Source organism: Fretibacter rubidus (genome assembly GCF_041429785.1).
In the GTDB taxonomy this organism is placed as follows: Bacteria; Pseudomonadota; Alphaproteobacteria; order Caulobacterales; family Maricaulaceae; genus Fretibacter; species Fretibacter rubidus.
On sequence record NZ_CP163423.1, the window covers coordinates 2,411,275 to 2,429,374 of the forward strand.

Genomic DNA, 18,100 nt, shown 5'->3' on the forward strand with positions numbered 1-18,100 from the left:
CGTATGCACAAAAAAGGCCGCATCCAGGGGATGCGGCCAGTGTGTCGACGTTTTGGGGACGTCTATGGATGAGTCCTTATTCTGCGGCTGGCAGAGGCGCCATTCCACCATCAGCTATACCGTGTGATGTCCGTGTTCCCGGGATACGGATATCCTCAACAAGGTCTTGGATATCTTGCGGCGGCGCTTTGGTCACGAGCGCAACAATGACGCCCACGGCAGCAGAGAGCCACATAAAGACAAAGCCAATGCCTTCGGGTGAAACCCCGCCGTCACCAAAATTAAACCACCACTGATCTGATGTGCCGCCGCCAAATTTGAAGTAGTAAATATAGCTGAACGTTGTCACCAGACCCACGACCATAGAGGCAATCGCGCCTTCTTTGTTCATGCGCTTCCAGAAAATTCCTAAGAAGATAATCGGGAAGAGTGAGGCCGCAGCCAGACCAAAGGCAAAAGCGACCACCTGCGCCACAAAGGGCAGATTAGAGGCAAAGGCGCCTAGCAAAGCAGAGGAGACGACAGCAACGGCAGCCGCCGAACGGGCCGCTAGCATTTCCTGCTTCTCTGTCATATTCGGCGTAAAGGTTCGTTTCAACAAGTCATGGCTGACCGCAGAACTAATCACCATCAAGAGACCCGCCGCCGTTGATAGAGCCGCCGCAAGGCCGCCCGCGACGACAAGGCCAATAACCCATGCTGGCAAGTTCGCAATCTGAGGATTGGCCAGCACGAAGATATCGCGATCAGGGACGACTTCATTGGCAACACCGTCTGGCGCATCCGGACCACGATATTGCATTTTGCCGTCACCGTTCAAGTCATCATACTTCAAAAGTCCTGTTGTTTCCCAATCCTTATACCATGTAGGCACAGGCTTGCCGCCATCCGCCAGAATTTGAGCGGCGCGTTCTTCATAGTTTTCACCATCAGTGATGTAAGTCGCTTCATTGACCGTATCGATGAAATTCATACGGGCAAAAGCACCGACCGTTGGGGCCACTGTATAGAGAAGCGCAATGAACATAAGCGCCCATCCCGCAGATTTACGCGCGGCTTGCGCGGAGCTTACGGTGAAAAAGCGGATGATAACATGCGGCAATCCCGCTGTGCCAAACATTAACGCAGCGGTGATACAAAACACATCAATCTTTGATTTGGTTGTTTGCGTGTATTCGGTAAAGCCTAGATCCGTGACCATAGTGTTAAGCTTCTCGAGCATTGACACATCGGTTCCTGCTACATTGCCGATAAAACCAAGCTGTGGAATGGGATTGCCCGTAATGGTCAGAGAGATGAATATCGCTGGCACTGTGTAGGCAAAAATCAGCACAACATATTGGGCGACTTGCGTGTAGGTCACGCCTTTCATCCCACCAAGAACGGCGTAGAAGAATACAATCGCAGAGCCGATGAAAATACCGACATTGAACGGAACACCCAAGAAAGAAGAGAACGCCACGCCGACACCTTTCATCTGCCCTGCAATATAGGTGAAGGACACAAAAAGCGCACAAATAACGGCGATGACCCGCGCAACTTTGGAATAATATCGGTCACCAACAAAATCAGGCACAGTAAACTTACCAAATTCACGCAAGAACGGTGCAAGCAAGAGCGCAAGCAAAACATAGCCACCTGTCCAGCCCATCAAATAGACGGAGCCGCCATAGCCCAAAAAGGCAATGAGGCCCGCCATGGATAGAAACGAGGCTGCAGACATCCAATCCGCAGCAGTCGCCATACCATTGAGCGCGGGATGGATGTCATGGCCCGCAACATAAAAATCACGCGTTGATCCCGCGCGTGCCCAAATCGCGATGCCAATATAAAGGCTGAACGTCGCGATAACGAAGAAATAAGTCCAGAATGTCTGATCCATAGCCCTACCCCTTAATTCCGAATTTTTTCTCATATTTGGTCATCTTGCGGCAATAGACCACGATGAGCGCGAGAAAGACGTAGATGGCCCCGTTTTGGGCGAACCAAAACCCGAGCGGCGCGCCGCCAATTGAAAAGTTATCCAAGGCGTCTCTAAAAAGGATTCCGGCACCATAAGAGACAAGGAACCATATGACCAAGAGTGATATCGTCAGGCGTATCGTCGCCTTCCAATAGCCCGCTGGGTCAGCTGTGTGTGTAGTTGTAGACAAATCTATCTCCCCTTCTTTGTGTTTACTCTCGAATTGATTCGAGTTTTCCCGCATTAACTCTCGGGTAAACACGATGAAGAGGGTAGAGAGACTTTAGTCTAAGGCGTGCATTACTTTATTACGGACGCTTACGATCCTTCAGCCCTTGTCTGACTAACAAACTCGCAAAGATAAAGCCGCCCAACACATAAAGTTCTTTAAATCCCAAACCAGGCACCTTCACGGCCTCTAACCCTTGAAAAAGAAATATAAGACCCAGGGTCAAGCCCATCGCAATGAACAGATGTGATTTCATGTCTCCACTCTGAACATTCCAAAACAAACGTCAAGCCTCCAAGCTTTGTCGTAGAACGGAGTGTATTTTTTGCGACGCTTTGACAGGGTTGAAAGCCATTAAGGCGCTCCATTTTTAAGGGGAGCCGAAGGTGAATTATCATAACCTTCATCATTTAACCTCTCGATGATTGATTTAATCGCATTGACATGACCCTCGAATGGGTTGTCAGGGTTGAATATTTGGAGAGGCACATGCGGCGGAATACCCTGCCCCTCCCAAAAGTTTCCTTTGTGATCATGATAAACTTCATTGGATAATTCCAGACGCCATCCATTTGGCAATAATTTCTCCAAGACATCTGAATGCGCCCCGCGTGTGGCTTCTCCCACATGAGTTACATTGGGCTGTGTGCGGAGCGCCATTGTTAGCATCTCGCCAGCACTCACCGTCACATTTGATGTGACCAGTGTCACTGGCCCCGTATAACGTTCACCCGCATGGGGTGTAATAGAAATCGGGTACGGTGTTTTTTGGTTCGAGTCTGCAGCATATTTGGTATAAGCGAGCGAAGGTTTAACCGCGAATCGCTCGGCAATTTCGCGCGAGATAAAATCATAGCCGCCAAAATTAATACTCAAATCAACAATAACTGATTTAGCAGACTCGTTATTAAATAGAGCAATTGCATTGTCTAGCGTGTCTTGCAAAACGGCTAGATCATCATCTTCAAAGCCTTCGCCTTTGCCAGCATAGCCGCCTTCCACAGCAATTGCGATATAGCCAATGTCATCAGAGACAAGGCCATATTGAATCATCTTATTGGCGGTCATTTTTCCTTTGCCACCCAATATAGTTTTGCGGATCCCGGTCATCCAATATTGCATCAACATCTGATTATTGAGGTCTTGCTTGTCCTTGCCTTGACGCGAGGCAATACGGTCAATAGCATTACCAACAGAGCCTTGGCCTGGCTCGAAACGCGTCTCTTTTCCTTTAATTTCAGCGCTAAGCTCTAGATGACCATCTTTAAGGGGGCGTATCATGTCGGATAGAACGCCGAACAGTTCTGTATCCGTCATTTGCATAGATATATTTGAGCGAGCCTCTGAAACTGTGTTTTCCCAATCAACGCCGTAGAGATCGAAAAAGGCGTAGTGCGCGGTCATATAACTTGCAAAGCTTTCAAACACGGCTACGGGATCAGAGGATAATTGCAAACCGCATGTCTGCGGGAGTTTAGGAATGACGTTCATCTCTATTTTGTAATCTTCCAAAGTCGGAGAAAAATAAATTGCGCGCCCTTCGCTGTCATACGCAAGATTATCGGGCGTGAGGTAATGAGAGAGAACGGCCGCTGTTTCCTCATCCTCAATACAAAACTCTGATGTGTAGTGAAAAAGACGGGGATATTCCTTTGTGGCTTCGAGGACATAGCCATATCCATTAGATTGCCAGACACCTTGAACGCCGGGAGGCAATTCTGATGTTGGACGAGTTTTCACAGAGGTTTGGCATCCCGCTAAAGTGAGAAGAGCGATGGTCAGGGCGGCTAATGAGGGTGCGTTTTTAAGTAACATAGATGGCTCCAATTAAAGTGTTGGAACCGATTTAACGGGTCTTGCGCAAATTTCTGTCTCGCAAGGACGGCAAGGACAATCTTTGAGGAATTATCTTAGGCCTTGCTCTTTGCAAAGCTACGATATGCCGTAGGGGTCTTGCCAGTTTCCTTTTTGAAGGCCTTATAAAAGGAAGATCTGGAATTGAACCCGGAGTCATATGTGATGTTAAGAACCGTTTCGTCGGAATTAGCCAGTAAAGGCTTGGCATAGTCAATGCGCCACCGGTTTATATAGTCAAAAAAAGTCTCGCCGATGTGACCGTTCAAAGTTTGCGAGACATAATTGGGTTGTACAGAAACATGTTTGGCGAGTAGGCGAAGGGACAAATTAGCATCAAGAAACAGCTGATTTTCTTCCATCGCCGCTTCTATTTTTTTGGCAATTCGACTTGTATCGTTTTCAGTTAAAGCAGACTTTTCGTATTTTGTGGCGGATGACTGGAATGCCGACAAGTTATCGGTTTGGTCGCTAGCGACCGGGAGTTCACTTGCACCCAAGGCAATGAAACCTGGCATTTGCCGCAAACCCCAGATGGCAAGGAACCAAATCAGAATCACATTAAACACAGAGGGAATAAACTCAATGAGTTCTGAAAAACTTATAAATAGGTCGGGGAGCATGATGAAGATAGTGGCGACAAGCAGCACTATCATCCAAACAATCCATTTTAACTCCCGCCCTTCCGTGCTCGCGAAAACGTCTTTTAAGCGCGTACGATACATTGAAATACGGTGGAGAAGCGCGATAATGTAAATGATGACCTGTGCAGCCCACATGAGCATGATAAACACAATCATTAAAGTGATGCTTATTATCCATGCCGTATCAGGTCCATCTCCATCCCCTATAATTTGATTGCGGATCGACGCTGGCGAAAACAGAAGTAACGAGCAAGCGATCGCGCCTAAGATAAATGGAATGAAGTGTTTGCCATCCGACTTTGTCAGCGCGAGGCGCGTTTCAGAAGTAAGCCCCCGCACGTAAAGCCAGAGTGCTGGCGCTAATAATAAAAATGCCGGGATAGATATAATCTCTGCAATTTGAGACAGGTTTTCAAAATAGCCATACTCTGGGAAAGCATCCAAAACTGACACAGCTTCAATGAAAGCATTGGCAGAGAAAAAAATGATGAGAGGTCGATAGATGCCGTTTGGGTCACGGCGCAGCGCCAATAAACAGATTGCCATGAAAGACAAAGCAAAAGCCATTGAGGCGCATATCGTCTCCAGCAAAGCAAAAAAGGACATGCATGTCTCCAGTTCATAGCGCATCTATAATGACCCTTGTTGAATATCGCTATCAAATTAAAGGGGCTCAACCGTCCGCGCGTGACAGAACGGACAGTGTTTTGTTCCTTTCCGTCCTAGAAAGACGCCAGTAATACCTTAGCCTGTCACACCGTCTCTAGATGAACGGCTTCGCAATGGGTGCAAGTCATGTTTATGGAGACAAAAATGAATTATTTTACAACCACTTTATGTGCAGCAACAATCCTCTGTGCCGCTATACCCGCGCAAGCCCAAGTTAACGGATTTGGCGATAGCGAGGGTTTCACCATTGGGCTAGGCGTTATCGCTGACTGGTCCCCCTATGAAGGCTCCGACTCGCCCTCGACGACCCCTATTCCCTATCTGGCCTATGACTGGGAAAATGCTCATCTTGGTGTTGATGGATTTAGCTATAGTTTTTTCAATACAGATATTTTGGAAGTCTCCGCTGTGCTTGAACCTCGGTGGTCATTTGGAGATCCTGATAATTCCCCCCTTTTTGAAGACATTAAACGCGATACCGCTTTGGAAGCCGGTATTGAAGCCGAAGTTAGCCTCGGCGGGTTTTTTGTCAGCGGAAACCTCCTCCATGACGTCTCTGACGTTCACAATGGTTTCGAGGGTTCTGCCGAGGCAGGATTTGAGATGGAACTTGGCGACCTTCAGCTGAGCACGTCTGTTGGCTATTCTTACCGCGACAAAGGACTAAGTGAACACCTTTACGGTGTTCGCGATGATGAAGCCCGCGCTGGCCTTACTGCTTACGCGCCTAACGCCGCTTGGTATCCCTATGTGAGCGCAGATGCGGTTTATCCCATTGGTGACAGCATGGGCATTTTGGCCTTTGCAAAATATGAGCATTTAAATTCAGATGCGACTGATAGCCCCCTCATTAGCAAAGACCGCGATGCAACGTTTGGCGTGGCTTTCCTCAAGCGTTTTTAGGAGGCTACCATGTCATTCAAACTCTACAGCGTTTTAACTGGCTGCGCATTGCTGACTTTACAATCAGCTTTAGCGCAACCCTCTGGCCAGCACCCCATACTCGACCTAGCCCATCAGAAAGCTCGCATCGAGCAGTCTTACACTGCGCGATATTCATTCGAAATGACCTATCAAGATAATGACTTTCAAGCCCAGGCGCATGTCAATCCGACGCGCCCACAGGGTAGTCGTCTTGAGGTTATGCATCCCGCTAAATCGGAATGGAGCAATGATTTCAAGGATATGCTGCGCCAGTTAGACGACGATCCCTATGAGGAATTTTGGTGTACGGATTTTTTAGCGTTAGTGGGACCTGATGCTCACCCAGTCATGCAGGATGGTAACGCGGTCATCTTTGCCTTTACACCGCAGGCCGGACCTGATGATGATGCCGATGACCGCAAATTTTTGGCGGAGATGATTGCGCATATCACCATCGACAACACAACCGGGGCCATACACAAGTTTGAAATGCGAAACCGCCGCCCGTTCAAACCCATCTTCATCGCCAAGATCAAATCATTTCAGATGCAAGTCCAATGTCAGGCCGCCCCTGATGGTCGGTTCTATGTGGCCGATTTGCGAACAAATTTATCGGCAAAGATTGCTCTTAAAAAAGTGGAAGAGCACGAGCAGCGCACAATATTCAACCTAACCCTGCCCCGCTAAATTCACGCGTTTCAAATTATTCAAGGAGAAACATTATGCGCACCTTCACGACAATTCTTATATTGTGTTCAGTCGTCATTTCTGGCTGCGCCAGCACCATCATGAAAGGCTATGTCTCTCGCGATATATCAGCGGTGATCGCCAATTACGGCCCACCAATCAACAGCTTTGATTTGCCCAACGGGCAGCGCGCTTTTCAGTGGGAAATCATTGATACATCCTATGTTCCTGAAACCATTACATATGATGATGAAGGCGGGCGCGGATATCAGAGAGGCTCAACGGTTCGCTCTGGCGGTTATGTAAAAGAGACAGCCTGCTTTTACACATTTTACGCCAACGCCGCGCCCAATGGCGGTTGGACCATTACCGGTTTTGAAAAACCCTCTTTCGAATGCGAATGAGATAGCCCCAAAATGATAATTGTCCGCCCCGTCACGGAAAGACGTGAACTGAAATAATAGTCACTAGGACAAGGTAATATAAATGAAAGGCCAGACCTTATGGCAAAACGACCACGCACAACTCGAATGACCTCAGCTTTGCTCGCCGTATCGTTTACATTTTGCAATTTAGCGTTCAGCGAGGCCACTTCTCCATTATCTGACATCACACGTCAAAGGGCAGAACAAATGATTGCCAATGGAGACGCCAAAGCAGCGATAGCCGAACTGGAACCTATATGGGAAACAAACAAAAACAATTTTGCACTCTGCCAGTTACTTGTTGATGCCTATAGTGACCGTATTGATCAGGTCAGCTTCTTAAAAAAACGAGGCGTTGCAAAGACAATGCTAGCCACAATGGAACAGTGCTACGACATTAAGCCTGATGATGAAACAGCACAGCTCAATTTGATTATGTTTCATACCCAAGCTCCCTCTAGCGTCGGAGGTGACAAGGAGGCCGCAGAGAGACTTATCAAAGACATCTCTGCTAAGTATCCGTCACGGGGTTTTTTGATGAAGGCTCGACTGGCTATATCGGAAGATGACTTTGCCGCAGCAGAATCCTTTGCGCACCAAGCCATTGAAATCGAGCCAGATAACGTAGAAGCTTTGAATGTCGCAGGTCTGATTGCTCTGCAACAAAATCAGTATGTCAACGCTATTGAGCTATTCAAGCGCTGCGTCTCAGCAGATAAGCAAAACTTTGATTGCCACTATCAAATTGGAAAAACGGCTCACCTAAGCGGGGAATATGCGCAAGACGGCATTACCGCGTTTGAGCGCTTTATTCGCAATGGGCATGATAACCCAGAGTATTTGGCCCACGCGCATTACCGCCTTGCTGAACTTTACCTAAGCACAGACAATCAACGTAAAGCGCGGCCACATTTGGAGACTGCCGTCACGCTAGCGGGCTTGAAGTCAGCAAGAAAGCGCCTAGCCAAGCTTAGCAAGAGCGGCGGTTGATATGCAGGATTGGTTGACATGGTCATATTGGGTTGAAAGCCCGCTTGGCGCATTTCATTTTCTTTGCGCGATCGGGGCATTGGTGCTTGGTCCCTTTATTATGATCCGCCCAAAAGGCACGCATTTACACCGCTGGATAGGACGGATTTGGGCCGTTATGATGACGGTTATCATCATCAGTGCGCTTAGCATGTATGACATGACCGGATATCCCAATCTCTTCCATTTCTTTGCGTTGGTCAGCTTAGTCACCTTATCGAGGGCTCTTTGGGCAATTTGGAGCTATAAGCGTACACACAATCCAAAGCGGCTTAACGCCCATCAACATTCAATGGTTTGGGCTTACTTCGGCCTCTTTATGGCTGGACTTTGGCAGGTTGTTTTCAACCTAGTGCGCTCAGACGTTTTAGAGATTAGCATAGCCATGCTCTACAACGGGCTCGGGTCACTTACGGCCATAGCTGCATTTATAACATTTCGGACATTGAAACAGATTTATCCACATCCGCAGAAACAACCTTAGAGATGACGGATGTCTAAACTCCCAAATGGAGTATCCGCTTTTCCTCCTTTGGGAAGATTATGTACCAATCATTCGATACTCGCCGCGGCTATAGCTAGGCGATCAATTCGAGCCCATAAAAAAGATACGTTTTCCGTATCACCATCTATATCTGCCACAATGTGCAGATCGCCATCATCTTTGACAGCTAAGATACAAACTTCACAGTTTTGTTTATGCGGCCCAGCGTCCAAATGATCGTGAGAATGTGCAACGGAAAGCATTTGCGCAAACAAAAAAGCAACAACCAGAAAAAGGCTGCAAAGCCAAGCAAACGGTGCTCGACTTCTTATCACTGACGGTATGGTCATCTTTCTCAACACGCCACATAATTAACGCAACACTATAATATAGACAACAGGAATTTTGGCGAATGCATAAAATGCAAAAAAAACAAGGGTGCAGGCGAAAAGCCACTTAGACAAGGTGAAAGACCCTAAATTTAAATAAAAGAAGGGCGTGTCGTTACAGAAGCCGTATCTGACTTATTGAGCAAAGAACCAAAAATTATGGATTGTCCAGAGCCCGCAGCAATCCGTTAGCCGTCATTTTTATCTAAGACATCCAGATAGAGTGAGCGTTTTGGTTGCTTGAAGACTTCGCGAACCATAGGCTCAAAAAAGGCGAGGTCTTCGCTCTCATAATCTGGATCAAAAGCGGCTTGATCATATAGGTGAACAAACTGGGCCGTATATTCGTAATAGGGATGGTCTTTGAATTGATCACGAGCGTTTTTGTCCATGCCAAGATGCTCAAAAAAGTAATACCCTTGGAAGACGGCATGATTGGCAATCATCCAATGATTTTTCTCTGATACAAAGGGCTGCATAATGGCTGCGGCAATATCTGCGTGATTGTAAGATCCCAGCGTGTCGCCAATATCGTGTAACAGGCAACAAACAACATATTCTGTGTCACGACCATCACGGTGAGCCCGCGTCGCGGTTTGTAAAGAATGCTGTAGCCGGTCGATTGGAAATCCACCAAAATCTCCATCAAGAAGCCTAAGGTGATCTAAAACGCGGTCGGCTAAACCTTTGGAAAACTGCATCGCATGTTTAGCAATTTTTCCCCAATCTTCTTGAGTGCCTTCCACCATATTGGTGAATGTTGCTTGCTCCGTATTGTCGACAACCTTACCCATGAAAACCTCCTCTATCAATTTTACTTAAAACGATTGCGCGCTCGTGTTTTTACGTTACGGGGCTTCGCCTTCACCATTTTTTACAGCTAACCAAGCTTGGTTTATAACATAGGCTCTAATAGCCTCAGAGTCAGCATCGCTTAACTGCTCACGAAAACCCACCATGCCATTCCCCTTGGAATTTCCGTTTAAGACGATATCAGACCACGCCTCTTCTTCCGATGAGACATATGACCAGCGCAAATCAGGGAGGACACCCGAACTCATGGCGAGCGGCCCGTGACACACCATGCAATTATCAGAGTAACGTTGTAGCCCCAAAGCCACTTGCTCTGGCTTGCCAAAGGCAGCCGTTTTAGGCGACCTTTCAATGAAAGCCTCCATCGCAGACGGAATTTTCGCGGTGCCGCCCAGCTTGAAAACGGCAACACGGCCGACGTTTGGAATAGCTTTTTCACCCCAAGCGTGCCCGGCGCTAATAGCCCATGCGCCGCCCCACCCTGTAGCAATGGCGACATATTGCTCACCATCAATAGAATATGTCGACGGTGCCGCCGCTACGCCGTTATTGACTGTATACGACCAAAGCTTATCGCCCGTCTGCCCGTCATAGGCTAAAAACTCGCCCTGCGGTGTGCCGTGAAACACCAAATTGCTGTCCGTTGACAAGACGCCGCCATTACCGGCCTCGGGATAATTTACGGTCCAGCGGGCTTCTTGCTTCACTGGGTCCCATGCCATTAACGCGCCTGTTACGCTGCCTTTGATCGCGGCATATTCCTCGGCAGAGAATTCCAACGGTATGCCAGCCGCGAAATTATATCCGATATTCCAAAGCCCGTTTTGTGATGCGTTGTCGTTTTCGTCTTCGAGGAATTGCGGCACGATTTGCGCGGGAATATAAGCCAGCTGCGTTTTGGGACTATAGGCCATAGGGTGCCAGTTATGGGCCCCTAATGGTCCGGGTATCATTAAAAACATCTCTTCGGTTTTGCGCGCCGCAGGATTGACGATGGGTCGTCCGTTTTCATCAAGCCCGCTAGCCCATGTAATGACGGGCGAGAACCCCTCACCCGAAATAAAGTCACCCGTTTCGGCGTCGAGGACATAAAAGAAACCATTTTTAGGCGCTTGCATAACCACGCGTCTCTCGGCTCTGTCTTCGCCAATAGGAAGATTGGCTAAAATTAGGCTCTGCGTTGCCGTAAAGTCCCACTGATCGCGCGGCGTTGTTTGAAAATGCCATTTGTAAGCCCCACTATCAGCGTCAAGCGCGAGAATGGAGGATAAAAAGAGATTATCGCCATTACCGTCAGGATCGCGAACTTTAGCATTCCAAGGCGAGCCATTACCCACCCCTAAAATAATGGAATCATTCACTTGATCATAAATAATTGAATCCCAAACAGTACCGCCCCCACCGTCTGTTTGCCATACGCCGTTGTCGCCCCAACTGTCATTGGCGAGCTGCGCAAATATGGCGTCTGATGCGGCCCCGTCGGGCTGTTTATTAGGATTTGGAGTGGTATAAAACCGCCAAGCTAAATCGCCAGTGTCCACATCATAGGCAGAGATGTACCCCCTCACGCCAAGCTCTGCGCCGCCGTTACCGATAAGGACTTTATCCTTCACAACACGCGGCGCACCGGTGATCGTATAAGGCTTTGATTGGTCAACGGTGACCGTGCTCCAGAGGCGTTTACCCGATTTGGCATCAAGCGCTTCTAACCTGCCATCGAAAACCCCAATAAAAACTTTGCTTTCATAAATGGCAACGCCGCGGTTCACGACACCGCAACACCCTTTCGCCGCTTCTTCGCCCGCGATGTCAGGATCATAAACCCAAAGCTCTTCGCCTGTCTTGGCATCAAGAGCATAGACAATTGACCATGCACCGGTGACATACATGACACCGTCAACAACAATGGGTGTGGCTTCCACACCGCGTGCCGTGCGGGCTGCATCAAAATCATAAGTCCATGCGGGGGCTAGCTCCCCAATGTTACTGGCTGTAATCTGTGTTAGCCTTGAATGACGTTGCTCGTCATAGGTGCCGCCGTAGGTTAGCCAGTCTTGCGGCGTTTTCTCTGCAGCGAGAATATGCTGAGTTGATACCGTCTCAATTTTGGCGCGCTCAGGCGCGTCTGAGGACGAGGGTGCGTCGGTATTGGAACAGGCAGTAAGGGCAATAATGGACGATATAAGTGTAAGATGTCTTAGTTTCATTTCATTGCCTTCCTTCGAATGTATCTGGCCCTCTAGTCGTCTTGATCCCAACACCCCGACTAGCCTAATAGGTTGAATCACGGTGCAGATAGGTCCAGCCCAAGGCCAGACCTATGATTTTCTAAGGGCTCTTCGTTAGAGCCCGCCAGATTAGTGACGGAACTTAAGCTCGACACCATATGTCAATGGTGCGCCAACAGAACAACGCTGTGGGTTCTGCAAATTTCTGACGCCATTGAGTTGCGGCGCAAAAGGCTGATCGAATATAGTCAAGCAGTAGCCTTTATCGCTTAGGTTTTTACCCCAGAGGTTCAATTCCCACTGATCATCATCCGCACGCAAACCGACGCGCGCATTCAGAAGGCTGTAGCCCTCTTGAACCGTCTGCGGGTTTTGGTTGGTGTTAGCGCCGATATTTTGTGTACCTGTGTGCTGCACTTCACCGCGAAGGAAATACATCGTACCGCCCATCATGGAGAAATCATCAGACCAGTCAGCAACCATTGATCCTTGCCATTTAGGGGCAAAGTGAGCGCGCTCTCCTGTCAAATCCTGCACAGGGCCACCCGGCAGCGGAGAGGCGTTACGGTAATCTGTGAACTCTGAGTCCAAATAAGACAGCCCGCCCATAAAGCTTAGCTGATCCATTGGCCTGAATGTTGTATCAACCTCGAGGCCTTGTTGGCGAAGCGAACCCACATTACGCGTGATGAAGGAAATCCCGTCGAAGGCACGGTCTTGGAAACCGTCAATGTCAAGACGGAAAGCCGTTGCATTTAACGTCCACATACCATCAGCCAGCGTAGTTTTGATACCAAGTTCATAATTGGTTGTATCTTCTGGACCAAAAATACGTTGTTGACGCGTCAAGGCTGGGAACGTTCCATCCGTATTAAAGCCGCCAGATTTATACCCTGTTGACGTTGTTGCAAATATCATCGCATCAGGCGTGACATCATAGCTGACATTGGCAAAATATGTAAATTGCGACGTATTAAAACCGTTCTCATTGATGTTCATACCAAGGCGTGATTCGTTATCACGCACTGACAGGGCAATGGCGAACGGGTTATTGATGACATTTGTGAAGTCAGCCGTTTTGGTATCATCCGTGTAACGGCCACCCAATGTGAATGATAGCTGTTCGCTGGCATGGAATGTCCCTTGGCCAAAGACAGCGAGACTTTCCAAATCTTGGTCAAAATCACCATCAGAGACGTCGATTTGCTGCCCCGCTGCACAAGCTCCTGCCGCGCCTAAACCAGCGAGACCTGCAACAACAGGAATACAAAACTGCGCGCCGAAGTCAAAATCTTGGGAGATTGTGTAATCTTCTTTATAATAAAACGCACCGAGCAGGTAATCAAAGGCACCGCCCGTTGGCGATAGCAGCTGAACCTCTTGCGAGAATGTTTTATTATCATAATCAGTTTTGCGCGGGAAAAGCTGAATTGGAAGACGAATAGCGCTTTCAAAATATTTTGCGTCCCAATTACGGATAGCGGTAATCGACTTTAATTCATGCCCCGATCCAAATTCATAAGTCACCTCACCCGCAAGACCCCACTGCTTATCATCCAAATCATCACGGTGATCTTGGTAAATATCGTGGTCAAATGTGTCATCTGTGACAATCTGACTAGAATCCGCGCCCGCTAGCGCGCCGAGCGTACCAATAAAGGCTGGGTTTTCCGTGCCATTTAAGAAGGCAATCGTTGCACCGCCCGATTGAATTTTACCGTAATCTGCCGTCAATTTCACGGATAGCTGATCTGAGGGCTGGAACAACAGCTTACCCCGTAAGTTTAAATCTTTACGTTCGCCGAAGTTCTCTCCCGTCAGCAAGTTGTCACCAAAGCCGTCACGGTCAGAAAGCTTGCCGCTCAACCGCATGGCTGTGTTCTCCCCAAGCGGCACATTAACCGCGCCGCCAATATTAAAGGCGTTTTGGCTGCCGTAGCCGATTTGATAATTGCCTTCGAAACCTGCCATTGACGGATCTTTGGTCCGCACATTCAACGCACCCATGGGTGTGTTACGTCCAAATAATGTTCCCTGCGGGCCGCGTAGAACCTCAACGGCCTGAATATCCATCAGATTACCAATGACCGCACCAGGTCGGGGATAGTATATACCGTCGATAAAGACACCAACTGATGGCTCGATACCCGCATTACCCACAGACCCGACTCCGCGAATGGCGATACGATTATTGGACAGCTGTGATGAGCTGGAAATGGTGAAGTTGGGAGAATAAAGCGCGATGTCGCGAATATCCTGCACTCCAGAATCTTCAATAAACTCTGCGCCATAAGCGGAGATTGAAATCGGCACGTCCTGGATGCTCTCAGCCCGCTTAGTCGCGGTAACGATAATTTCGTCTTCTAACTGCGCAAAAGCTGGTGAACTAAAAATGAGCGCGGTTGCGCCTGCCAATAAGAATACCTTGTTGGTCATATATTCTTCCCCTAAGTTGTTTTACTTTTTTATAATATCAACATGGCGCAAGCGCTGCGTATAATTTGACTTTAAAGGCTTAAAAATTGACTTTTTAAGGGTCACTTGACATTTGCTAACAATTTTCGCGAACTCAGCTATGCGTGTTGGCGCCAATAACGCGGTGTGACGCCGGCTTTACGTTTAAATGCCCGCGTAAAAATGGCGGGTTCAGAATAGCCAATTAAAGACGAAATGGTCGATAAGGGTAAATCTGTATTCACCAGAAATTCACAGGCGACACTATGGCGGACGTCTTGAAAAACATTTTGGTAAGTCGTGCCCTCGACTTTCAGCCGCCTTTGTAACGCAGATGGACTAATGCCGATGAATTTAGCCGTGCGTTCAAGGCTGGGTTTACCGTCATCTAATTCAGATTTTATGGCGTTACCAACAACAGACATAAAGCTATCGCCCTGCCCCTCATCGGCGCGGTCCAAATATTTATGCAGCAAGGCGTATAAACCAGGATCGGACGTTTTAAGCGGTATCGATAAATCCTTAGATAAAAGCTCAAGCGCGCTTTCAGATTGAGAATAATAAACAGGGCAATTAAAAATACGTTCGTGAATACGGTAATTCTCAGGTCGCATATGATTAAAATATAACGCCTCTGGTGCCCAAGACGCCGAGGTAACATTCCTGATGAGTTTTACAACTAATCCCAAAGCAAGCTCAGTATGTTGAATGGTTGGGACATTGGACATACCGATTAGCTTTAACGTGCAGAGCGCAGTTTTATCGGTGACACTCAGAGACGGAACAGACCCCGTGTCATGTGTACGCAGATAGGTCACCAACTTATTGACCATAACGTCCACGGTCGGAGCATGGCGGGCCAAATAGCCTAGAATTCCAAATTTCTCGAAACTCTGTCTTTGCGACATTAACAGACCAAAATTGCGCTCCCCCGTTCTTTCAGAAGCCAAATTTAAGGCCATGCGAAATCTGTCGACAGGGATTTTATTATCGGGAGCCTCGAGCATAAATGGGTCAATGCCAACCGTCTCAAAAATGCGGCTGGACTCCGCGCCAAGCTCCGCGGCCAAATCGCGAAAGCCTTCAAATGCACCTGCACGGATGGTTAAGCCACCGTGCCTTGCTGCTCTATTAGCGTGTATCATTTCCCGTCCTATTCTTAAAATTACCTTGAAGAAAACAGCTTAAAAGTCAATCGCACTTTATGAAAAGTCAATTATCTTTCCGCATCTATGACACTGTGATTTATAGAATAGAGTATTTAAGTCGGGGAAACAGCGTGAATATATATGCGAAAGGTTCAAAACCTCGCCTTCATGACATAAGATTGCTGCGATTAGCCCTTCTTTGTGGGGCACTCTGCTTTTCAGCGTGTGGAAATTCATCCCAAGACACTCACCTTGAAGGCGCTCAATCTCAAGACGCCATCACGAAAGATGCGAACACAGGGACCGTATCCGCATCCGATGCGTCACTTTCGCAACGCACGATACTTGAAAAACCTGCCCATTATTCCCCCTATGTCGAGCAAAACTTTCCTAATACTGTCTATTTCGGCGACACCCACCTGCATACATCCTATTCATTTGACGCGGGCATGGTGGGCGACCGTCTTGACCCTGAGCAGGCGTACCGCTTTGCTAAAGGCGAAGTTGTGACAGCCTCATTGGGGGCGAAAGCCAAACTCTCTCGTCCACTGGACTTCTTGGTCATTGCCGATCACGCGGAGTCGCTGGGCATTGCGCCCTTAATTGCCGAAAACAGCCCGATTGTTTTAAATGACCCCGAAGGCAAGCAATTATATGACTTGTCAAAAGGGGACGATCCCATCGCGGCCTATCGGCGTTTCGCGCAAATCAGAGCGACTACAGGCCGCCCGCCCCTGCATAATAATGCTGTGCGCCGCACAATGTGGGACCGCATTACAACGGCAGCAGAAAATCACAATCAACCAGGCCAATTTACGTCGCTAATGGGGTATGAATATACGTCATCGATGCAGACAAATAATCTTCATCGGGTTGTGGTGTTTCGCGATGGCAAAGATAAAGTGGGCTCAATTTTGCCGTTTTCAGCCGTCGAGAGCGCAGACCCCGAAGACCTTTGGGCTTTTTTAGAAAATTACGAGACGACAACAGGCGGACGAGCGATGGCCATTCCGCATAATGGCAATTTGTCCAATGGGACTATGTTCGACGATATCGACATCAAAGGCGAACCTTTTGACACAGATTACTCCGCCCGTCGTCAGCGCTGGGAACCCCTTTATGAGGTCACCCAAATCAAAGGCGACGGCGAAGCGCATCCAATATTATCACCGAATGACGAGTTTGCAGATTTCTGGACGTGGGATAAGGGCAACTTTGGCTTTGCCGAAAAGACCCCCGATATGCTCGCTGGGGAATATGCCAGAGAGGCCTTAAAACGTGGCTTGAAATTTGAAGAAGAACTCGGCGTTAATCCATTCAAATTCGGATTAATAGGGTCCACGGATTCCCACACCTCCCTCGCGACCGCAGAAGAAAACAATTTCTTTTCAAAGGCAACACCCGCAGAACCAGAGGGCACAGGGTTTCGTTATAACGGCGCTATCATTCAGAAATACCCCGGCAAAGATGTCGACGTCCGCGTCTATAGCTACGAATCCGCCGCCGCAGGCCTGACCGCCGTCTGGGCCCAAGACAACACGCGCGAAGCTTTGTTTGATGCCATGGCCCGCAAGGAAGTTTACGCCACCACCGGCACACGCCTTCAATTAAGAGTGTTTTCTGGATATGATTTTCTAGCCTCCGATGCTTTTGCACCGAACCTAGCTGAAATCGGTTATGCCAAAGGGTCGCCTATGGGCAGCGACCTTCCAGAAATAACATCTGGGTCAGCGCCGCAATTTTTAATCCAAGCATTACGCGACCCTGACGGCGCGAACCTTGACCGCATTCAAGTCATCAAAGGATGGCTTAATGAGGACGGCGACCTAAAAGAACAGGTTTATAATGTTGCATGGGCAGGCGACCGCACGCGAGATGACCAAGGTAAATTGCCCGCTATAAGTTCCACCGTAAAAGACGCGTCATATTTAAACACTGTCGGCGACGCTGAGTTGGCAACTGTCTGGACAGATCCTGATTTTAATGCATCCGAACGCGCATTTTATTATGTACGGGTGCTTGAAATTCCAACGCCAACATGGCTGGCCTATAATGCAGATTATTACGGCGACGGCGAACAGCTTAAACCCGATGCCAAAAAACAACATCAAGAGCGCGCCTACAGCTCGCCCATTTGGTACACACCAAAATAGGACCACA

General features: G+C 48.2%; 15 protein-coding genes. 6 read left to right on the forward strand and 9 right to left on the reverse strand.

Translation table 11 applies throughout. The features are described from left to right. Window positions 1-76: 76 nt before the first annotated feature. The 5 genes from AB6B37_RS11150 to AB6B37_RS11170 form a co-directional block, all read right to left on the reverse strand. Window positions 77-1,882 (reverse strand): sodium:solute symporter family protein, encoded by a 1,806-nt coding sequence (locus AB6B37_RS11150; protein ID WP_371395876.1) that lies wholly within the window; start codon window positions 1,880-1,882, stop codon window positions 77-79. A 4-nt stretch (window positions 1,883-1,886) separates the two neighbouring features. Then, window positions 1,887-2,153, reverse strand: coding sequence for a DUF4212 domain-containing protein (locus tag AB6B37_RS11155; RefSeq protein ID WP_371395877.1), 267 nt, complete (start codon window positions 2,151-2,153; stop codon window positions 1,887-1,889). Between the two features lie 118 nt (window positions 2,154-2,271). Further along, the gene (locus AB6B37_RS11160; RefSeq protein ID WP_371395878.1) at window positions 2,272-2,448 is read right to left on the reverse strand and encodes a hypothetical protein; all 177 of its coding nucleotides are present in this window, start codon (window positions 2,446-2,448) and stop codon (window positions 2,272-2,274) included. A 98-nt stretch (window positions 2,449-2,546) separates the two neighbouring features. Further along, window positions 2,547-4,007, reverse strand: a complete 1,461-nt coding sequence (locus tag AB6B37_RS11165) for a S41 family peptidase (protein WP_371395879.1) — start codon at window positions 4,005-4,007, stop codon at window positions 2,547-2,549. A gap of 95 nt (window positions 4,008-4,102) precedes the next feature. Continuing rightward, a complete protein-coding gene (locus AB6B37_RS11170; RefSeq protein WP_371395880.1) occupies window positions 4,103-5,296 on the reverse strand; it encodes a helix-turn-helix domain-containing protein in 1,194 nt (397 codons plus the stop codon). A 207-nt stretch (window positions 5,297-5,503) separates the two neighbouring features. Between AB6B37_RS11170 and AB6B37_RS11175 the strand changes: the two genes are divergently transcribed. The 5 genes from AB6B37_RS11175 to AB6B37_RS11195 all read left to right on the forward strand — a co-directional run bounded on the left by AB6B37_RS11175 (window position 5,504) and on the right by AB6B37_RS11195 (window position 8,908). After that, window positions 5,504-6,262: a MipA/OmpV family protein gene (locus tag AB6B37_RS11175; protein ID WP_371395881.1), complete on the forward strand. Its 759-nt coding sequence runs from the start codon at window positions 5,504-5,506 to the stop codon at window positions 6,260-6,262. Between the two features lie 9 nt (window positions 6,263-6,271). Next, window positions 6,272-6,970 carry a hypothetical protein gene (locus AB6B37_RS11180; RefSeq protein WP_371395883.1) on the forward strand — a complete coding sequence of 233 codons (699 nt, stop codon included), beginning with the start codon at window positions 6,272-6,274 and terminating at the stop codon, window positions 6,968-6,970. 35 nt (window positions 6,971-7,005) lie between these two features. Next, entirely contained in the window at window positions 7,006-7,374 is a 369-nt protein-coding gene (locus AB6B37_RS11185) for a hypothetical protein (RefSeq protein WP_371395884.1), read from the forward strand. A gap of 228 nt (window positions 7,375-7,602) precedes the next feature. After that, window positions 7,603-8,385, forward strand: a complete 783-nt coding sequence (locus tag AB6B37_RS11190; protein WP_371395885.1) for a tetratricopeptide repeat protein — start codon at window positions 7,603-7,605, stop codon at window positions 8,383-8,385. A 1-nt stretch (window position 8,386) separates the two neighbouring features. Then, complete coding sequence (locus AB6B37_RS11195) at window positions 8,387-8,908, forward strand: DUF2306 domain-containing protein (RefSeq protein WP_371395886.1); 522 nt, start codon at window positions 8,387-8,389, stop codon at window positions 8,906-8,908. A 577-nt stretch (window positions 8,909-9,485) separates the two neighbouring features. On the opposite strand, the gene AB6B37_RS11200 is transcribed toward AB6B37_RS11195, so the two are convergent. From AB6B37_RS11200 to AB6B37_RS11215, 4 genes are all read right to left on the reverse strand, one after another. Beyond that, complete coding sequence (locus AB6B37_RS11200; RefSeq protein ID WP_371395887.1) at window positions 9,486-10,091, reverse strand: HD domain-containing protein; 606 nt, start codon at window positions 10,089-10,091, stop codon at window positions 9,486-9,488. A gap of 54 nt (window positions 10,092-10,145) precedes the next feature. Then, a complete protein-coding gene (locus AB6B37_RS11205) occupies window positions 10,146-12,317 on the reverse strand; it encodes a PQQ-dependent dehydrogenase, methanol/ethanol family (RefSeq protein ID WP_371395888.1) in 2,172 nt (723 codons plus the stop codon). Between the two features lie 150 nt (window positions 12,318-12,467). Then, entirely contained in the window at window positions 12,468-14,774 is a 2,307-nt protein-coding gene (locus AB6B37_RS11210; RefSeq protein WP_371395890.1) for a TonB-dependent receptor, read from the reverse strand. Between the two features lie 137 nt (window positions 14,775-14,911). Next, window positions 14,912-15,937, reverse strand: a complete 1,026-nt coding sequence (locus AB6B37_RS11215) for an AraC family transcriptional regulator (protein WP_371395891.1) — start codon at window positions 15,935-15,937, stop codon at window positions 14,912-14,914. Between the two features lie 182 nt (window positions 15,938-16,119). On the opposite strand from AB6B37_RS11215, the gene AB6B37_RS11220 reads away from it, so the two are divergent. Continuing rightward, window positions 16,120-18,093: a DUF3604 domain-containing protein gene (locus AB6B37_RS11220; protein WP_371395892.1), complete on the forward strand. Its 1,974-nt coding sequence runs from the start codon at window positions 16,120-16,122 to the stop codon at window positions 18,091-18,093. The last annotated feature ends 7 nt before the right edge of the window (window positions 18,094-18,100 follow it).

What these genes read in the sequence shown, in the direction of transcription:
- AB6B37_RS11210 (WP_371395890.1), bottom strand. Translation starts at nt 14,774, where the DNA reads ATGACCAACAAGGTATTCTTATTGGCAGGCGCAACCGCGCTCATTTTT.
- AB6B37_RS11215 (WP_371395891.1), bottom strand. Translation starts at nt 15,937, where the DNA reads ATGATACACGCTAATAGAGCAGCAAGGCACGGTGGCTTAACCATCCGT.
- AB6B37_RS11160 (WP_371395878.1), bottom strand. Translation starts at nt 2,448, where the DNA reads ATGAAATCACATCTGTTCATTGCGATGGGCTTGACCCTGGGTCTTATA.
- AB6B37_RS11180 (WP_371395883.1), top strand. Translation starts at nt 6,272, where the DNA reads ATGTCATTCAAACTCTACAGCGTTTTAACTGGCTGCGCATTGCTGACT.
- AB6B37_RS11170 (WP_371395880.1), bottom strand. Translation starts at nt 5,296, where the DNA reads ATGTCCTTTTTTGCTTTGCTGGAGACGATATGCGCCTCAATGGCTTTT.
- AB6B37_RS11190 (WP_371395885.1), top strand. Translation starts at nt 7,603, where the DNA reads ATGATTGCCAATGGAGACGCCAAAGCAGCGATAGCCGAACTGGAACCT.
- AB6B37_RS11195 (WP_371395886.1), top strand. Translation starts at nt 8,387, where the DNA reads ATGCAGGATTGGTTGACATGGTCATATTGGGTTGAAAGCCCGCTTGGC.
- AB6B37_RS11205 (WP_371395888.1), bottom strand. Translation starts at nt 12,317, where the DNA reads ATGAAACTAAGACATCTTACACTTATATCGTCCATTATTGCCCTTACT.
- AB6B37_RS11165 (WP_371395879.1), bottom strand. Translation starts at nt 4,007, where the DNA reads ATGTTACTTAAAAACGCACCCTCATTAGCCGCCCTGACCATCGCTCTT.
- AB6B37_RS11200 (WP_371395887.1), bottom strand. Translation starts at nt 10,091, where the DNA reads ATGGGTAAGGTTGTCGACAATACGGAGCAAGCAACATTCACCAATATG.
- AB6B37_RS11175 (WP_371395881.1), top strand. Translation starts at nt 5,504, where the DNA reads ATGAATTATTTTACAACCACTTTATGTGCAGCAACAATCCTCTGTGCC.
- AB6B37_RS11185 (WP_371395884.1), top strand. Translation starts at nt 7,006, where the DNA reads ATGCGCACCTTCACGACAATTCTTATATTGTGTTCAGTCGTCATTTCT.
- AB6B37_RS11150 (WP_371395876.1), bottom strand. Translation starts at nt 1,882, where the DNA reads ATGGATCAGACATTCTGGACTTATTTCTTCGTTATCGCGACGTTCAGC.